This window comes from Roseovarius dicentrarchi (assembly GCF_003316635.1).
Taxonomy (GTDB): domain Bacteria; phylum Pseudomonadota; class Alphaproteobacteria; order Rhodobacterales; family Rhodobacteraceae; genus Roseovarius; species Roseovarius dicentrarchi.
On sequence record NZ_QNQP01000005.1, the window covers coordinates 129281 to 146696 of the forward strand.

A 17416-nucleotide genomic window follows, 5' to 3' on the forward strand; every position below is an offset into this window, starting at 1 on the left:
TTCCCCCACATTTGAGAGTATTTCCCCATGCTGGATCTTCTGGCCCAGACAGGCCTGAATGCCGTCTATGCGGCAAGCTATATCTCGCTCGTTGCGGTCGGCCTTGTGCTGATCTTCGGCGTCATGGGCGTGATCAACTTCGCCCATGGCGAGCTGTTCATGGCCGGCGCCTATGTCGTGGTGGCGGTCTATGCTGACATGCACATGCCGTTCTTCCTGGCCGTTGTTGTCGGCCTGCTGTTCGTCGGCTGTCTGGGCCTTTTGATGGAGCGGGCGCTGTTCCGCCCCTTGCGGGATAATCCGCTGGGCGGTCTGGTGGCGTCGATCGGGTTCCTGATGATCCTTCAGGCACTGGCCAGCATGGGCTTTGGCGTGCGGATGGAGTTCATTCCACCGGTGACGCAACATGTGGTCTGGCTGTCTGATACGATCAGCATCCCGCTGGCGCGCGTTTACGTGATCATTGCCGCCGTGCTGCTGCTGTCGGCGCTGTGGTATTTCCTGAAGCGTACGCGGTTCGGCTGGGCGCTGCGCGCCTCGGCGCAGGATCCGCAAGCGGCGGAATTGCAGGGCATTTCCATCGCGGCCACGGCCAAGATCGCCATGTTCATCGGCGCCGGGCTGGCCGGGATCGCCGGCGCGCTGACCGCACCGCTGATTTCGGTCAATCCGCATATGGGCCACTCGGTAATCGTGACGGCGTTCATCGTCATCATCGTCGGCGGCGTCGGATCGTTGGAGGGGGCGATCATCGCATCGGTCGTCTATGCCTTTGTACATACGTTCGTGACCACGTTTTATGGCGGTGTCATCGCCGATATCACCGGACTGTCGCTGATGCTGATTGTCCTCATCGTCAAGCCTACGGGCCTGTTCGGGAGTGCGGATCGTGCTTAAAGCCCTCATTTGGATCGTCTTCGGCGTCGCCCTGCTTGCCCTGCCGCATGGCCTCAGCTTTTCGCAGCAGGAAATCCTTGTCTTCCTGACCATCAACATCCTTGTCGTGTCGTCCTACCGCCTGCTGACGCTGACCGGCGAATGGTCGCTGGCGCATGTGGTGATCATGGGCGTCGGCGCCTATGCCAGCGCGATGATGACCAAGAACCTTGGCATCTATGTGCCCATTTCGATGCTGCTGGGCGGCATTACGGCGGCGCTGATCGCGGTCATCCTCAGCTTCCCGCTGTTTCGGATGAAGGGGTTTTACTTCCTCATCGGCAGCTTTGCCGCGGGCGAGATTATCCGCCTTCTGTGGAAGCATTTCCGCGACCCGTTCGGCGGCGCCAAGGGGATCAAGGGGATCGACCCGATGCCCGATTTCAGCATCGGCATCTACAATTTCGATTTCTTCGAGCCGATCAGCTATTTCTACTTTGCAGGCTTCATCGTGCTGATCTGCCTGTGGATCCTGTGGCGGATCGAACGCAGCCCCATCGGCCTGACCTTCCACGCCGTTCACTGGCAGGACAAACTGGCCGAGGCGTCGGGCGTGAACCTGCGCGCCTACCGCACGCTGGCCTTTGCGGTCGCCAGCGGGTTTGCGGGCATCGGCGGCGCGCTGCTGGCGCATTATATCGGCACGATCAATCCGGGCAGTTTCGATCTGGATTACATGGTCTTCGTGCTGACATGGGCCATTGTCGGCGGCACCGGCACGTTCTACGGCCCCATTCTGGGCTGCGTCGTGCTGACCATCCTGAATGAGGTGGTCCTGCGCGAAATGGGGTTCGAACAGCTGCGCCCGCTGATCTACGGCGCGATCCTGATCGCCTCGATCCTGTTCCTGCCCAACGGGCTGGAAAGCATCGTCCAGAAATTCACCAAGCGGAGAGCCAAACCATGACCCAGTTTCTCAAAGTCGAAGACCTGACCATGCGCTTTGGCGGTCTGGTCGCGGTGGATGCGCTGAACTTTTCGGTCGATCACGGCACCATCCACGGGCTGATCGGCCCCAATGGCGCGGGCAAGACCACCACGTTCAACATGATTTCAGGCTTCTATACCCCCACCAGCGGCAAGGTTCTGCTGCATGAGGAGGATATATCGGGCCTGAAAATGCACGAGGTCGCCCGGCGCGGCGTCGTGCGCACCTTTCAGCACTCGACGCTGTTTGCCGAAATGACGGTGATGGAAAACGTGCTGGTCGGCACCCATATGCCATTCCGCCCGAACATCTTTGCCGCCATCGTCGGCTGGGACAAGGAGGACCGCGAAGGTGCCGAAGGGCGCGCGCGCGAGGCGCTGAAATTCTTCGGCCTCAGCGATCTGGCGACCGAGCGCGCCGGCGATCTGAGCCATGGCCACCAGCGCGCGCTGGGCATGGCGATCTGCTTTGCCAGCCATCCTGACCTGATGCTGCTGGACGAGCCGTTCACCGGCATGAACCCCGAGGAAACCCGCCAGATGATGGAGCTGATGCGCCGCCTGCGCGAGGCGGGCACCACCATCCTGCTGGTCGAACATGACATGCAGGCCATCATGGGTCTGTGCGACAAGATCACCTGCATGAGCTTTGGCAAATTCCTGGCCGAAGGAAACCCCAAGGAGATCCGCAACCATCCCGCCGTGATCGAGGCTTATCTTGGGGGCGCACGCCATGTTGCTTGAGATGAAGAACATCGCCGTCAACTACGGCAAGATCAACGCGATCCGCGATATCTCGGTTCAGGTGCCGGAGGGCAAGATCGTCACCATCATCGGCGGAAACGGCGCGGGCAAGACGACGACCTTGCGCGCCATGTCCGGCATGGTGCCGATCACCAAAGGGGAAATCACGTTTGAGGGCAAGCGCATCGACGGCCTGCCCGCGTCCAAGGTGGTCGCCCACGGCATCGCGCATGTCCCCGAGGGGCGGCGCATTTTCCCCCAGATGACGGTGGAGGAAAACCTGCGCACCGGCGCGTTCCTGCGCCGTGACAAGGACGGCGTTGAAAACGATCTGGAGGATGTGTTCAAACGGTTCGAACGGCTGCGCGAGCGGCGCACCCAGCGCGCGCAGACCATGTCGGGCGGCGAACAGCAGATGCTGGCGATTGGCCGCGCTTTGATGTCCGCGCCGCGGCTTTTGCTGATGGACGAGCCGTCTATGGGCCTTGCCCCCGTCATCGTCGAGGAGATTGCCGTGATTATCGAGGAAATCAACGCGGCTGGCCTGTCTGTCGTACTGGTCGAACAAAACGCCGAGCTGGCGCTGGAGTTGGCCGATTACGCCTATGTTCTAGAAACCGGAAACTGCGCGATGGAGGGCCCCGCCCATGAGCTACACGATAATGAAACCGTCCGTGCCGCGTACTTGGGCATTTAAGCGCAGCGATCCCGACTGGCTGCTGGCGCAGAAATCGGGCTGGACCCGCGCCGATCTGATGTGGGAACGGCTGATGGAGGCGGGCAATCAGGCGTATTGCGCGGGCCGGATGGCCCGCGCCGCGCGGCTGTTTTTTGCCGCCGATGCGCTGGCGCGGGGCCGCTTCGATGCGCGCGATCTGCGCCGCGCCACCGCGCCCGCCGCCCGCGCCATGGTGCGGCTTGCGCGCGGGCGCAACGCCGGCGCGCTGATCGCATTGGCGCGGCAGGGCTGGCAGATGGCCCCGGCGGCGGTCGCGGAAATGGAGATCCGCCCGCGCATCCGGTCGTCCCTCTTCCACCTGCGGCTGGAGGCCAAGCATCGCGGGCAATATCAGGACAACCTGCGACTGCGACTGACGCGCATCGCCGAGGAAACCAGCGAAACTCTGGCCCAAATGGATGGCATCCCGGCCCCGCACCGCCATTTTTCGCGCTGGCGCGGCGAAAAACCCACCGTCTATGACGGCACGCGCAAGGTTCTGGCTGCCGCATTGCTGATCCCCGACGCGGCGCCGTGACCGCCAGGCCACTGGCGGCGCCCGCGATTTACGCTAAAGTGCCGACCGATGCTGCAAAAGGGACGGTGCATGGCGACAGACGATCTGAGGGTGCTGATCCTTGGCGGCACAGGCCGCGTCGGGCGGATGCTGCGCCGCTACTGGGATGCCGCGCCGCCGCGTGCCCTCAACCTGATCTGGCAGGCGCGGGACGGCAGCGGCGATATCCAGTGGGACGCGGCGGATGGCGCCGATGCGCTGGCCGCGCAGGGCGCGTTCGATCGGCTGCTGGTGCTGGCCGGCGTCACCCCGTCCGAGGAGGCCGATCTGGACCAGAACGCCGTGATCGCCCGCGCCGCCATGGATGCCGCAGAGCGGATGAGCGCGGCGCATGTCCTGCTCGCCTCAAGCTCTGCCGTTTACGGCACAGACAGCGCACGCCCCTTTACCGAAGACGACGCGCCAAACCCCGCCACCCCTTATGCCAAGGCCAAACATGAGGCCGAGCGCGCCGCGCTGGCGCCGGATACTGCGCCTGCATGTGCGATGCGCATCGGCAATGTTCTGGGCGCCGATGCGCTGATGCTGAACGCCGCGAATGCCAGTGACGCACATCCCGTGGCGCTGGACCAGTTCAGCGACGGCAACGGCCCCCTGCGCAGCTATATCGGCCCCGAAACACTGGCGCGTGTGCTTGAGACGCTGCTGCGCAAGGGCGCGGCGCTCCCCGATGTTCTGAACATCGGCGCGCCCGCGCCGGTGGCGATGCAGACCCTTTTGGAAGTCAGCGGCACGCCATACGTCACGCGCCCCGCGCCGCCGGATGCTGTTCAGAACATCACGCTGGACTGCACCGCACTGGGCAGGTTGCACAGCTTTGGCGATGATGCGTCCGATGCGGCGCGGATGCTGGACGAATGCCACCGGGTAAGGGACCGCGCATGACCCCCTTCAAGCGGTTTTTCGACATCATATCAGCCATCTTTCTGGGCACCCTGCTGCTGCCGGTGATGATCGTGGTCGCGGTGATGATCCTTGTGCGCGACGGGCGCCCGATATTCTATATTGCCGAGCGGATGAAGACGCCGACGCAGGCGTTCGGCCTGATCAAATTTCGCACCATGCGCCCCGATCCGGGCGACAGCGGCGTATCGGGCGGCGACAAGCGGGATCGCCTGACGCGCACCGGCGCGATGCTGCGGGCAAAGCGGCTGGACGAATTGCCGCAGATCCTGAACGTGCTGAAGGGCGATATCAGCCTCGTCGGCCCGCGCCCGCCGCTGCGCCTCTATGTCGAGCGGTTCCCCGAAATCTATGCGCAGGTGCTGAAATCGCGGCCCGGCATCACCGGGCTGGCCACGCTTTATTTCCACGAGCATGAGGAATATCTGCTGGCCCCCTGCCGGGACGCGGCCGAGACGGACCGCGTTTATTCCCGGCGCTGCGTGCCGCGCAAGGCGGCGATCGACCTGATATATCAGCGCAACAGATCGTTCTGCTACGATTGGGAAATCATGCTGAAAACGGTGTTCCGCCGCCTGCGCTGAGGTGTCAGAACTCCTCCTTGATGGGGCGCGAAAGCAGCCCCTCAACGGCGTCTTTGGGCGCTATTTCACCCGCGATCAGCTGGCGCGTCGCCTTCAGGATGGGCGCGCTGACGCCATGATCGTCCGCGATGCGCCCGGCGATCTGAACCGTTGCCGCCCCCTCGGCCAGGGGGCGCCCGGCCAGATCCTCCCCCCGGCCCAGCGCCACGCCATAGCCGAAATTGCGCGATTGCGGGGACGAGCAGCTGAGCATCAGATCGCCAAAGCCCGACAGGCCCAGATAGGTCTGTGCCCGCCCGCCCATCGCCGCGCCGATGCGGCGCAGTTCCACAAAGGCGCGGGTGATCAGCGCGGCCTTGGCGCTTTCACCGAATTCAAGGCCGATGACCACGCCCGCCGCGATGGCATAGACGTTTTTCAGTGCGCCGCCCGTTTCAACGCCCGTCATGTCGTCGCTGGCATAGGCGCGAAAACTGTCCGAGCTTAGCGCGCGGCACAGCGCCAGCGCCGCCGCCTCGTCCCCCGCGGCGAGCGTCACGGCCGTCGGCTTGCCCCGCGCGACATCGCTGGCAAAGCTGGGACCGGACAGGATCGCCTGCGGATGATCGGGGCAGATGTCCGCAATGACCCGGCTAAGCGGCAGCCCGCTGCCCAGCTCGATCCCCTTGGCAGTGTTGATCAATGTCGCGCCCGGCGCCAGCTGCCGCGCCAGGGCGGGCAGCGCGCCGCGCAGGCTTTGCGCGGGAATGGCCAGAATGACGGTCGGCGCGCCCTGCAACACCGCCTGATCGGTCGCCGCCTCAACCCGGTCGGGCAGGATGATATCGGGCAAATAGCGCGGGTTGCATCGCCGGGTATTCAGCGCCTCTGCCACGGCAGAATCGCGGCAAAGCAGAATCGCCTGCCGGCCTGCGCGCGCCGCAACGCAGGCCAGCGCCGTGCCCCACGCCCCGCCGCCAACCACAACCACCGTGTTCTCTGTCATGCCGCTTTCCGCCCATTTCATGCCACTCCGCTGCGCCATATGCTAACGCCGCGCCTTGCCCCCGGCCACGCAAAAATCGCACCGGATCAAAGGCTAGCCAGCCAAAGCTGAACCGGCGTGACCACTATCCGTTGTGGTCAGCAGGCCCCACAGGCCGATGGTTGGGTCTTATTGGGGCTTTTTAGGTTGTCGGACGTATGGGCCAAAGGGTAGAGGTGACATAACAGGCGCCCGGCGCCCGGCATCTTTGCGAGGACTTCAGACGTGGGCCAGATGATCAAATCCACCCGGCAATATGCCAAATGGGCTGTTCTGGGGATCATGTTGCTTGCCGTGCCCGCCTGCGGCCTGCCGCGCGGCGCGGCGATCACTTCGGAAATCGTTAACGAAGAACGCGCCGAGACGCCGACATATGAAGTGATCCGCGTGGGACGCGCCAACGCAGCGGCAATCGCAACCTGGCCCAGCACCGGCACAAATGACAGCTTTCACTGGCCGAAGGCGTCGAATGGTCCGCGCAGCGCAATTATCCAGCCGGGTGACAAGATCAGCCTGGCGATCTGGGACAACCAGGACAACTCGCTTCTGACGCAGGCCGATGGCAAAACCGTTGCCATGCCCGGCCTGACCGTATCGCCGACCGGTACGATTTTCGTTCCCTATCTCGAAGAGGTGGTGGTCACCGGGCAAACCCCAGCGCAAGCCCGCCGCGAAGTGCAAAACCGCCTCAGCCTGATCGTGCCGTCCGCGCAGGTCCAGCTGGAGCTGGAGCCGGGTCAGAACAATTCGGTCAATCTGGTATCCGGCGTGGCGCGGCCGGGCAGCTTTCCCTTGCCGGACCGCAACTACAAGATCCTCAGCCTGATCGCGCAGGGCGGCGGCATCGCGCCCACCTTGCGCAACCCGCAGGTGCAGTTGCAACGGGGCGGCACCACCTACCGCATTCGCGCGGAACAGCTGTTTGGAAACGGGGCGCATAACATCACCCTGCGGGGCGGCGACAGCGTGGTTGTGACCGAGGACCAGCGATACTTTACCGCGTTTGGCGCAACCGGCAGTGAACGGTTGATCAAATTCGAATAGGACCAGATCACAGCGCTTGAGGCATTGTCGATCATTGGCGGCCTGTCCGAAAGCCGTGCCAACCCCAAGGGCGTTCTGGTACTGCGCGATTACAGCGTTTCCGCCTTGCGCCCGGATGGCACCGGACCCAGCAAACCGCAGGTCGTGTTTGCCTTTGACATCACCAGTGCGGATGGCCTGTTTGCCGCGCGCAAATTCCAGATTCAGCCGGAAGACACAGTTATGGCAACCGAATCCGCTGTTGCATCGGTTCGCACGGTTCTGGGTCTGGTCGGATCCGTGTTCGGTGTGGCCAACACGGTTCAGAACTACTGACGCAGATGGCGCCGCGTACAGCCCAAGACGCCGCGCTTACGGCCTTTTGAGGCACAAAAACACGGAACCGATGGGCGCGGCGCCGGGTTACCATGCCAGCGCGGGGTACGGCTGTGCCGCGTTTGACGGCAGGCTTTCGGCTTGACGCCATCTGGCCGCTTCGTCATGGTCCGGGCCGTCTGTACCTAAGACCTCGCCAATACCTTGGAAAGGGAGAGAGACATGAAATTCAGCTTTAAGAAAATGGCATTGGCCAGCGTGGCAAGCGCCGCAATGGCCGTGGGCGCAATGGCCAACGCAGACGATGTGCGCGTGGCAACCGATCCCAGCTTTGTTCCGTTTGAAATGATGGATCAGGAATCCGGCGAGATGGTCGGCTTTGACATGGACATCATCCGCGAAATCGGCAACCGCGCCGGCTTCACGCCCAATATCAACACGATGGACTTTAACGGTATCATCCCTGCCCTTCAGACAGGGAACGTGGATATCGCCATTGCCGGCATGACCATCACGGACGAGCGGCGCGAAGTCGTCGATTTTTCCGATCCCTATTATGACAGCGGCCTCCAGCTGCTGGTTGGCAAGGACAACACCGACGTCAAAGCCGTCGAAGATCTGGCCGGGCTGAAGATCGGCACCAAGATCGGCTCGACCAGCTTTGATTTCCTGACCGAAAAATTCGGCAGTGACGCCACGATCACGCCCTATCCCGGCTCTGCCGACATGTATATGGCGCTGGTCGGCGGCAGCGTTGACGCGGTATTCTATGACGCGCCAAACGTCGGCTACTTCTCGCAGACGCGCGGCGAAGGCCGGGTCAAGGTTGTCGGCCCCCTCTATGAGGGCCAGCAGTACGGCATCGCCTTCCCCAAGGGCAGCGACCGTGTGGACGCCGTGAACGAGGCGCTGGCCTCCATGCGCGAAGACGGCACCTATGACGAAATCCACGCCAAGTGGTTCGGCAAAGCCGAAGAATAAGCCTTGCCCACGGGCATTGCGATCATGGCCGCATAATGCGCGGCCCTGCCTCCCCGAGGATGCATCTTCGGGGAGGTTTTCACGTCAACGGATATTTCCCTACCGGAGCCTGACTTGTGAATTCATTTCAATTTGACTGGCAGGCGGCTTTCGCCTCCATCCCCTATCTGCTCAAGGGCGTGCCTTACACGCTGATGATCTCGTTCGGCGGCCTCGCCATCGGTTTCCTGATCGGCATACTTTTCGGCCTCATGCGCATCAGCCCCACCGCATGGCTGCGCGTGCCTGCCATCGCTTATATCGAGGTGTTTCGCGGCACGCCCGTTCTGGTGCAGGTCTTGTTCATCTTCTACGGCCTGCCGCAGCTGCTGGGGTCACCGATTGACGCGCTGACAGCCGGTATTGCGGCCATCGCGGTCAACTCCGGCGCCTATATTTCCGAGGTGGTGCGCGGCGGCGTGCAATCCATCGAACGCGGCCAGCGCGAGGCCGGCGTCTCGCTGGGCCTGACGCGGGCGCAGACGTTCCGCTATATCATCTGGCCGCAGGGGTTTCGCCGGATGATCCCGGCGCTGGGCAATCAGGCCATCATCAGCATCAAGGATACGTCGCTGTTTGCCGTGATCGGCGTGGGCGAACTGGTCCGGCAGGGGCAAATCTACATCGCGACCACCTTCAACGCGCTTGAGGTCTACCTGATGGTTGCGCTGATGTATCTGGCGATCACATTGACGCTGTCGGTGTGCCTGCGCCTTCTGGAACGCAAGGGGCTGGTTGGACAATGAGCGTGAAAAACATGACAGACAAGGACGCCAAGCCCATCGTCAAGATGGAGAAACTGAACAAGCATTTCGGCACCCTGCACGTGCTCAAGGACGTGGATCTGTCCGTCACCCCCGGCGAGGTGGTCGTGATCATCGGTGCCAGCGGATCGGGTAAATCGACGCTCATCCGCTGCATCAACGGGCTGGAGGAATTCCAGTCCGGCAGCCTCGATGTGGACGGCAAGAAGCTGGAGCCGCATGGCAAGGCGTCTCAGGCGTTGCAGCAGATCCGCACCGAGGTCGGGATGGTGTTCCAGCAGTTCAACCTGTTCCCGCATATGACGGTGCTGGACAACGTCACGCTGGCCCCGATGAAGGTACGCGGCGCCAGCCGCGAGGAGGCGCAGAAAACCGCGCGCCGCCTGCTGGAACGTGTCGGCATTTCCGATCAGGCCGAAAAGCACCCGACGCAGTTGTCGGGCGGCCAGCAACAGCGCGTCGCGCTGGCCCGTGCGCTGGCGATGGAGCCACGCCTGATGCTGTTTGACGAGCCGACATCGGCGCTCGACCCCGAGATGATCGGCGAGGTGCTGGACGCCATGCGCGAGCTGGCCCGCGAGGGGATGACGATGGTGATCGTCACCCACGAGATGAATTTCGCGCGCGAGGTCGCGGACCGTGTGATTTACATTCACAAGGGCGAAATCGTCGAGCAGGGCACGCCCGACGCCGTGTTTGACAGCCCGCAGAACGAACGCACGCAAAGCTTCCTTGCGCGGGTTTTGACGCACTAGGCAGCGCCTCTTTGCGGCAACAGGCCCGGCTGGACCCAGCCGGGCTTTTTCGTGCGTGCTGCGGTTGTATTTGATTAATATTCAAAGAACCGTCATGCTGATTGAGGATTTCAATCACGCGAAAGATGCTGTCATGCTGGACAAATTGGAGATGTTCATCGCCCTCGCCAAGGCCAGGCATTTCGGCAAGGCGGCGGAGGATATGGGCATCACCCAGCCAACCCTGTCCACGGGCATCAAAACCCTTGAGGATCAGCTGGGGGTCAAGCTGGTCTTTCGCGGGTCAAAATACGGCGGGCTGACGCCCGAAGGGCACAGCGCACTGGAATGGGCACGCCGCATCGTTGGGGATGCGCGGCAGCTGAAAGACGAAATGCGATTTAAAAAGAATGGCTTGACCGGGCAGCTGCGCGTTGCTGTCATCCCCACGGCCCTGACCTGGGCCGCGCAGTTATCGGCGCGGTTCAGCGAACGAAATCCGCGCGTCCGGCTGACCCTGTTGTCGCGCACCTCGATCGAGATTCTGTCGATGATCGAGAATCTGGATGTGGATGCGGGCATCACCTATCTGGACAACGAGCCGACCGGCCGCGTCAGTACCGAACCGCTCTATCGCGAGCGATATATGCTGGTTTGCAGTGAAAACTCGCAATTTGCGGGCCGCGAATCCGTCGGCTGGAAAGAGCTGGAGAAGGAGCGGCTGGCCCTTCTGACGCCCGAAAACCAGAACCGCCGAATCATCAACCGCCATTTTCAGGATGCCGGCGCCACGCCGGATGCGTGGATCGAATCAGATTCGCCCATTGTTCTGGTGGCAAATGTCGAAAAAGGCGACTGGCTGACCATCCTTGCCGCCGACATCGCCGCCTTTCTGACCCATGGCAAGGCGCTGCGTCTGATCCCGCTGTCAGGCACCACAACCGCGCCCAGCGTTGGGCTTGTCGCCCCTTATCGCGAGCCGCACACGCCCACTTTGCAGGCTCTTTTGAACGAGGCGCGGATGATGTCAGATATCCGGTGATTGGTATTCCCTATCGCTTGACGAGAATGCGATATTGAATAAAGATCACGCCCACAGGTAGCCTTCTGCAAGCACAGCAGAAAAGGCCAGCCATGCAACATTCGACGCCAGCCCCGGCAGACCCCGACATTCAGGCGCTCATCGCCGACCACCTGCATCTGGAAGGTCCGCTTCTTCCGATCCTGCACGCCATTCAGGCCGCGTTCGGCCACATCCCCCAGACAGCCGTGCCGCTGATCGCCGTGGCGCTGAACATCACCAAGGCCGAAGTGCATGGCGTGATGTCCTTCTACCACGACTTCCGCGAGGTTCCCGCCGGGCGCCACGTCGTCAGGATCTGCCGCGCCGAGGCGTGTCAGTCCATGGGCGGCACCGCACTGGCCGAAGGCGCGCTGGCTGAACTGGGCGTCGCGTGGCACGGCACCACCCCCAACGGAAACGTCACGATCGAGCCGGTCTACTGCCTTGGCCTGTGCGCCTGCGCACCCGCCGCAATGATCGACGGCAAGGTGGTCGGCCGTCTGGACGCCGCCCGCATGAGCAAGCTCTTGAAGGAGGCAGGCGCATGAAAATCTATATCCCCCTCGACAGCGCGGCCAAGGCACTGGGCGCCGATGACGTGGCCGCCGCGATCCAGCTTGAGGCCGCGGCCCGCGGCATCGACGCGACCATCATCCGCAACGGCACCCGCGGCATGATCTGGCTGGAGCCGCTGGTGGAAATCGACACCGGCGATGGCCGCCGCGCCTTTGGCCCCGTCACGGTGGACGATGTGCCGGCCCTGCTGGATGGCAAGCTGGACAGCCTCGGCAAGGTCGAGGATATCCCCTTTTTCGCGCGGCAGACCCGCCTGACCTTTGCCCGTTGCGGTGTGATCGACCCGCTGGATCTGGCAGATTACGAGGCGCATGGCGGCCTTGCTGGTCTGCGCCGCGCATTGACGATGAGCCCTGCCGACATCGTAACCGAAGTCACCGATAGCGGCCTGCGCGGACGCGGCGGCGCGGGTTTTCCCACCGGGATCAAGTGGAACACGGTGCTGGGCGCCGAGGCCAGCCAGAAATACATCGTTTGCAACGCCGACGAGGGCGACAGTGGCACATTTGCCGACCGCATGATCATGGAGGGCGACCCCTTTACACTGATCGAAGGCATGGTAATCGCCGGCCTCGCCGTCGGTGCGACCAAGGGCTACGTCTATCTGCGCTCGGAATATCCAGACGCCATCGACGTGATGAACGCCGCCGTGGTGACGGCGCGCAAAAACGGCGTTCTGGGCGCAGGCATTCTGGGAACAGACCGCAGCTTTGACATGGAAATCCGTGTCGGCGCGGGCGCTTATGTCTGCGGCGAGGAAACGTCGCTGCTGAACTCGCTGGAGGGCAAGCGCGGCGTCGTCCGTGCCAAACCGCCCCTGCCCGCGCTGGAGGGGTTTCTGGGCAAACCCACAGTCGTGAACAACGTCATCAGCCTGGCCACCGTACCGGTGATAATGGAACGCGGCGCGCAGCATTATGCCGATTTCGGCCTTGGCCGTTCGCGCGGCACGATGCCGGTGCAGATCGCCGGCAATGTGAAATATGGCGGCCTGTTCGAGACGGCCTTTGGCATGCCCCTGGGCGAGTTGGTCAACGACATCGCCGGCGGCACCGCGACGGGCCGCCCGGTCAAGGCGGTGCAGGTCGGCGGCCCGCTGGGCGCCTATATGCCACAGTCGAAATTCGACACACCGTTTGCCTATGAGGAATTCGGCGAAAACGGCGGGCTGATCGGCCATGCGGGCGTGGTGATCTTCGACGACAGCGCGGACATGCTGCAAATGGCGCGCTTTGCCATGGAATTCTGCGCCGTCGAAAGCTGCGGCAAATGCACGCCCTGCCGCATCGGATCGGTGCGCGGGGTCGAAACCATCGACCGTATCGCGCGCGGTGATGCCGCCGCGATCCCGCTGCTGACAGACCTGTGCAACACGATGACCGAAGGCTCGCTCTGCGCGCTGGGTGGGTTCACGCCCTACCCGGTCATGTCCGCCCTTACCCATTTCCCCGACGATTTCGCGCGTCAGCAGGAGGCTGCAGAATGAAAGATTTCATCATACCCAAATCCGTTCACGACGATATCGACATGGGCACCCCCGCCCGCACCGGCGCGCCCGTCACCCTGACCATCGACGGGTTTTCCGTCACCGTTCCCGAGGGTACATCGGTCATGCGCGCGGCTGCCGAAATCGGAATGCAGATCCCGAAGCTCTGCGCCTCTGACAATATCGAAGCGTTCGGCTCCTGCCGCCTCTGCGTGGTGGAAATCGAGGGCCGCCGCGGCACGCCCGCCTCCTGCACAACGCCAGTGGCCGAGGGGATGGCCGTCACCACCCAGTCCTCCAAGGTCAAGAAGATCCGCAAGGGCGTGATGGAGCTTTATATCTCCGACCACCCGCTGGATTGCCTGACATGCAGCGCCAACGGCGATTGCGAATTGCAGGACATGGCCGGCGTCGTCGGCCTGCGCGACCAGCGGTACGAGGCCGGGCGCAACCATTACGACGCATCGGGCCTTGGCACGCTGGCGCAGGGCGACACCCGCGCGCGCTCGGTCGCGGCGGATCTGGGCAACCCCGAATACATCCCGCAGGACACATCCAACCCCTATTTCACCTATGACCCCAGCAAATGTATCGTCTGCTCGCGCTGCGTGCGCGCCTGCGAGGAAGTGCAGGGCACCTTCGCGCTGACCATCGAAGGGCGTGGATTCGAAAGCCGCGTGTCGGCGGGCATGACAGGCGATGATTTCATGGCCTCCGATTGCGTCAGCTGCGGCGCCTGCGTGCAGGCCTGCCCGACCGCGTCGCTTCAGGAAAAATCCATCATCGAGCTGGGAACGCCCGAGCGGTCGGTGATCACCACCTGCGCCTATTGCGGCGTTGGCTGTTCGTTCAAGGCCGAACTGAACGGCGACGAGCTGGTGCGCATGGTCCCCTACAAGCACGGCAAGGCCAATCGCGGCCATTCCTGCGTCAAGGGCCGGTTCGCATATGGCTATGCCAACCACAAGGACCGCATCCTGAACCCGATGATCCGCGACAGCATTGATCAGCCGTGGCAGGAGGTCAGCTGGGACGAGGCGCTGACATTCGCGGCCCAGCGGATGCGCGGCCTTCAGGACAAGTATGGCAAGAAATCCATCGGCGTCATCACGTCGTCACGCTGCACCAACGAAGAAACCTACCTGGTGCAGAAGCTGACCCGCGCGGTCTTCGGCAACAACAACACCGACACCTGCGCGCGCGTGTGCCATTCACCCACCGGCTATGGATTGGGCCAGACCTTTGGCACATCGGCCGGCACGCAGGATTTCGATTCGGTCGAGGACACCGATGTCATCATCCTGATCGGCGCCAACCCGACCGACGCGCATCCTGTCTTTGCCAGCCGCATGAAAAAGCGCCTGCGCGAAGGCGCCAAGATCATCGTGATCGACCCGCGCAAGATTGATCTGGTGCGCTCGGCCCATATCGAGGCGTCCTATCACCTGCCGCTGCGTCCCGGCACCAACGTGGCCGTTGTCTCGGCCCTTGCGCATGTGATCGTGACCGAAGGGCTGATGGATCAGGATTTCATCCGCGAGCGTTGCGACTGGGATGAATTCAGCGAATACGCCGAATTCATCAGCGACCCGCGCCACAGCCCCGAGGCGACCGAGCTGCTGACCGGCGTTCCCGCCGCCGATCTGCGCGCCGCCGCGCGCCAGTTCGCGACGGGCGGCAATGGCGCCATCTATTACGGGCTGGGCGTGACCGAACACAGCCAAGGCTCCACCACCGTCATCGGCATCGCCAACCTTGCCATGCTGACCGGCAATATCGGCCGCCGCGGCGTGGGCGTGAACCCGCTGCGCGGCCAGAACAACGTGCAAGGCTCCTGCGATATGGGATCTTTCCCGCACGAATTGCCGGGCTACCGCCACGTCAAAAATCAGGACGTGCGCGACATTTATCAACAGATTTGGGGCGTCCAGATCGACAGCGAGCCGGGGCTGCGCATCCCCAACATGCTGGATGCCGCGGTCGAGGGTACGTTCAAGGGGCTTTACTGCCAGGGTGAGGATATCCTGCAATCGGACCCGGACACCAAACACGTCGCCGCCGGCCTGGCCGCGATGGAATGCGTCATCGTGCATGACCTTTTCCTGAACGAGACGGCGAATTACGCGCATGTGTTTTTGCCCGGCTCGACCTTTCTGGAAAAGGACGGGACCTTTACCAATGCCGAACGCCGGATCAACCGCGTGCGCGAGGTGATGAAACCGCTGAACGGCTATGCCGACTGGGAGGTGACGCAGCTTCTGGCAAATGCGATGGGCGCGGGCTGGACCTATACCCACCCGACGCAAATCATGGACGAAATCGCGCTGACCACGCCCAGCTTTGCCGGCGTGTCCTATGACGTTCTGGAGGAGAAAGGCTCCGTCCAGTGGCCCTGCAACGAGGCGCATCCCGATGGCACGCCCTTGATGCATGTGGACGGGTTCATGCGCGGCAAGGGGCGGTTCATCGTCACCGAATATGTGGCGACCGAGGAAAAATCCGGCCCGCGCTTCCCGCTGCTGCTGACCACCGGGCGCATCCTGTCGCAATATAACGTCGGTGCGCAGACGCGGCGCACCGATAACAGCCTGTGGCATGACGAGGACCTGCTGGAAATCCACCCGCATGACGCCGAACTGCGCGGCCTGAAGGACGGCCAATGGATCAAGCTGGCCTCGCGCTCGGGCGAGACCACGCTGCGCGCCAAGGTGTCGGACCGCATGTCGCCGGGTGTGGTCTATACCACCTTCCACCATCCCGACACGCAGGCCAACGTCATCACCACCGATTTTTCGGACTGGGCCACCAACTGCCCGGAATACAAGGTGACGGCGGTGCAGGTGTCGCACTCCAACGGCCCGACAGACTGGCAGGAGGAGTATAACGCACAGGCAGCGCAATCGCGCCGCATCCTGCCAGCGGCGGAATAAGCCATGGTTTCCCCGTGGGTTACACACAGTGCGGCGGGCCTTTCGGTCCGCCGGGAGGGCGTGCGCGACATCAACCGTTCCCTCCCCGAAGAAACGCCGGTCGCCTTGGTCTTTGACGGGACCACGGCGGCGGTGATGATGGCGACGCCCGATGATCTGGCCGATTTCGCCCTAGGCTTTGCCCTGACCGAAGGGTTCATCACGCATCCCGAGGATGTGGCCGAATTCGAGATCGTCCCCCATGATCTGGGCATCGAGGCGCGGTTCTGGCTGACCGGCGACCGCTCGGAAGCGCTGAAAACCCGGCGGCGCAATATGCTGGGTCCCGTCGGATGCGGGCTTTGCGGTATCGACAGCCTGGAGCAGGCCATTCGCAGCCTGCCCGTGCTTGCCCCCGGCAAAACCGCAGTCAGCCAATGCGACGTGGCGCGCGCGACCGATGCGTTGCGCGCCCACCAGCCGCTGCATGATTTGACCCGCGCGGTTCACGCTGCCGGTTTCATGCGCCCCGGCGGACAGATCCTGTGCGCGCGCGAGGATGTGGGCCGCCACAATGCGCTGGATAAGCTGATCGGCGCGATGGCACATCAGGGCATCGATCCGCGCGAGGGTGCGATCGTGCTGACGTCGCGCGTATCGGTCGAAATGGTGCAGAAGACGGTGATCGCCGGCTGCCCGGTTCTGATCGCCGTATCCGCGCCGACAGCCCATGCGCTGCGCCTGGCCGACCGTGCCGGGCTGACGCTGGCGGCGTTTGCGCGCGAAGGCGGGTTTGATCTTTATTCCCATCCAGACCGTATCCAGACAGGAGCCTGCAATGCAGCCTGACAAACTGATCATGATGATCAACCAGATCGCCACCTATTTCAAAACGCAGCCCGGCACAGGTCAGGCCGAAAGTGTTGCCGCTCACATCAATGATTTCTGGGAACCCCGGATGCGCGCCAAACTGGCCGATCATGTTGCGGCCGGTGGCAAGGGTTTGTCGCCGCTGGCACTGGACGCCTGCGCGTTTATCCGTGTTCCGGCCGAATAGGCCACCACCAACACCCTCCCGTGCACCTCAGGGCC

19 protein-coding genes are annotated in these 17416 nt (G+C 63.1%); 18 read left to right on the forward strand and 1 reads right to left on the reverse strand.

The genetic code is table 11. From position 1 onward, the window contains the following. Positions 1–27 precede the first annotated feature (27 nt). The 7 genes from DQ230_RS05310 to DQ230_RS05340 all read left to right on the forward strand — a co-directional run bounded on the left by DQ230_RS05310 (position 28) and on the right by DQ230_RS05340 (position 5389). Entirely contained in the window at positions 28–897 is an 870-nt protein-coding gene (locus tag DQ230_RS05310) for a branched-chain amino acid ABC transporter permease (protein ID WP_113911456.1), read from the forward strand. Next, entirely contained in the window at positions 890–1843 is a 954-nt protein-coding gene (locus DQ230_RS05315; RefSeq protein WP_113911577.1) for a branched-chain amino acid ABC transporter permease, read from the forward strand. The genes DQ230_RS05310 and DQ230_RS05315 overlap by 8 nt, the downstream gene beginning before the upstream one ends. Further along, positions 1840–2607, forward strand: coding sequence for an ABC transporter ATP-binding protein (locus tag DQ230_RS05320; RefSeq protein ID WP_113911457.1), 768 nt, complete (start codon positions 1840–1842; stop codon positions 2605–2607). The genes DQ230_RS05315 and DQ230_RS05320 overlap by 4 nt, the downstream gene beginning before the upstream one ends. Continuing rightward, a complete protein-coding gene (locus DQ230_RS05325; RefSeq protein WP_113911458.1) occupies positions 2597–3304 on the forward strand; it encodes an ABC transporter ATP-binding protein in 708 nt (235 codons plus the stop codon). The genes DQ230_RS05320 and DQ230_RS05325 overlap by 11 nt, the downstream gene beginning before the upstream one ends. Then, the gene (locus DQ230_RS05330; RefSeq protein ID WP_162497371.1) at positions 3255–3863 is read left to right on the forward strand and encodes a tetratricopeptide repeat-containing protein; all 609 of its coding nucleotides are present in this window, start codon (positions 3255–3257) and stop codon (positions 3861–3863) included. Before DQ230_RS05325 ends, DQ230_RS05330 begins: the two co-directional genes overlap by 50 nt. A gap of 69 nt (positions 3864–3932) precedes the next feature. Then, the gene (locus DQ230_RS05335; protein WP_162497372.1) at positions 3933–4787 is read left to right on the forward strand and encodes an NAD-dependent epimerase/dehydratase family protein; all 855 of its coding nucleotides are present in this window, start codon (positions 3933–3935) and stop codon (positions 4785–4787) included. Further along, positions 4784–5389, forward strand: coding sequence for a sugar transferase (locus DQ230_RS05340; protein ID WP_113911461.1), 606 nt, complete (start codon positions 4784–4786; stop codon positions 5387–5389). Before DQ230_RS05335 ends, DQ230_RS05340 begins: the two co-directional genes overlap by 4 nt. A gap of 4 nt (positions 5390–5393) precedes the next feature. Here the strand turns inward: DQ230_RS05340 and DQ230_RS05345 are convergent, their stop codons facing one another. Then, positions 5394–6374, reverse strand: a complete 981-nt coding sequence (locus DQ230_RS05345) for an NAD(P)H-dependent glycerol-3-phosphate dehydrogenase (protein ID WP_113911579.1) — start codon at positions 6372–6374, stop codon at positions 5394–5396. Positions 6375–6647: 273 nt separating this feature from the next. Here DQ230_RS05345 and DQ230_RS05350 point away from each other — a divergent pair, with 273 nt between their 5' ends. The 11 genes from DQ230_RS05350 to DQ230_RS05395 all read left to right on the forward strand — a co-directional run bounded on the left by DQ230_RS05350 (position 6648) and on the right by DQ230_RS05395 (position 17381). Further along, positions 6648–7457, forward strand: a complete 810-nt coding sequence (locus DQ230_RS05350) for a polysaccharide biosynthesis/export family protein (RefSeq protein WP_338050498.1) — start codon at positions 6648–6650, stop codon at positions 7455–7457. 24 nt (positions 7458–7481) lie between these two features. Further along, positions 7482–7772 carry a hypothetical protein gene (locus DQ230_RS17485; protein WP_338050496.1) on the forward strand — a complete coding sequence of 97 codons (291 nt, stop codon included), beginning with the start codon at positions 7482–7484 and terminating at the stop codon, positions 7770–7772. A gap of 222 nt (positions 7773–7994) precedes the next feature. Beyond that, positions 7995–8753, forward strand: a complete 759-nt coding sequence (locus DQ230_RS05355) for a transporter substrate-binding domain-containing protein (protein WP_113911462.1) — start codon at positions 7995–7997, stop codon at positions 8751–8753. A 116-nt stretch (positions 8754–8869) separates the two neighbouring features. Next, positions 8870–9538: an amino acid ABC transporter permease gene (locus DQ230_RS05360; RefSeq protein WP_113911463.1), complete on the forward strand. Its 669-nt coding sequence runs from the start codon at positions 8870–8872 to the stop codon at positions 9536–9538. 11 nt (positions 9539–9549) lie between these two features. Continuing rightward, positions 9550–10311: an amino acid ABC transporter ATP-binding protein gene (locus DQ230_RS05365; RefSeq protein ID WP_113911581.1), complete on the forward strand. Its 762-nt coding sequence runs from the start codon at positions 9550–9552 to the stop codon at positions 10309–10311. 133 nt (positions 10312–10444) lie between these two features. Next, the gene (locus tag DQ230_RS05370; RefSeq protein ID WP_113911583.1) at positions 10445–11332 is read left to right on the forward strand and encodes a LysR family transcriptional regulator; all 888 of its coding nucleotides are present in this window, start codon (positions 10445–10447) and stop codon (positions 11330–11332) included. A gap of 92 nt (positions 11333–11424) precedes the next feature. Then, on the forward strand, positions 11425–11901 hold the full coding sequence (locus DQ230_RS05375) for a formate dehydrogenase subunit gamma (protein WP_113911464.1): 477 nt from the start codon (positions 11425–11427) through the stop codon (positions 11899–11901). Next, positions 11898–13415 (forward strand): formate dehydrogenase beta subunit, encoded by a 1518-nt coding sequence (locus tag DQ230_RS05380; protein ID WP_113911465.1) that lies wholly within the window; start codon positions 11898–11900, stop codon positions 13413–13415. Before DQ230_RS05375 ends, DQ230_RS05380 begins: the two co-directional genes overlap by 4 nt. Continuing rightward, a complete protein-coding gene (gene fdhF / locus DQ230_RS05385; RefSeq protein WP_113911466.1) occupies positions 13412–16345 on the forward strand; it encodes a formate dehydrogenase subunit alpha in 2934 nt (977 codons plus the stop codon). The genes DQ230_RS05380 and fdhF overlap by 4 nt, the downstream gene beginning before the upstream one ends. Before the next feature lie 3 nt (positions 16346–16348). Continuing rightward, the gene (gene fdhD / locus DQ230_RS05390) at positions 16349–17173 is read left to right on the forward strand and encodes a formate dehydrogenase accessory sulfurtransferase FdhD (protein WP_113911467.1); all 825 of its coding nucleotides are present in this window, start codon (positions 16349–16351) and stop codon (positions 17171–17173) included. Next, the gene (locus DQ230_RS05395) at positions 17163–17381 is read left to right on the forward strand and encodes a formate dehydrogenase subunit delta (protein ID WP_113911468.1); all 219 of its coding nucleotides are present in this window, start codon (positions 17163–17165) and stop codon (positions 17379–17381) included. The genes fdhD and DQ230_RS05395 overlap by 11 nt, the downstream gene beginning before the upstream one ends. Positions 17382–17416: the final 35 nt, after the last annotated feature.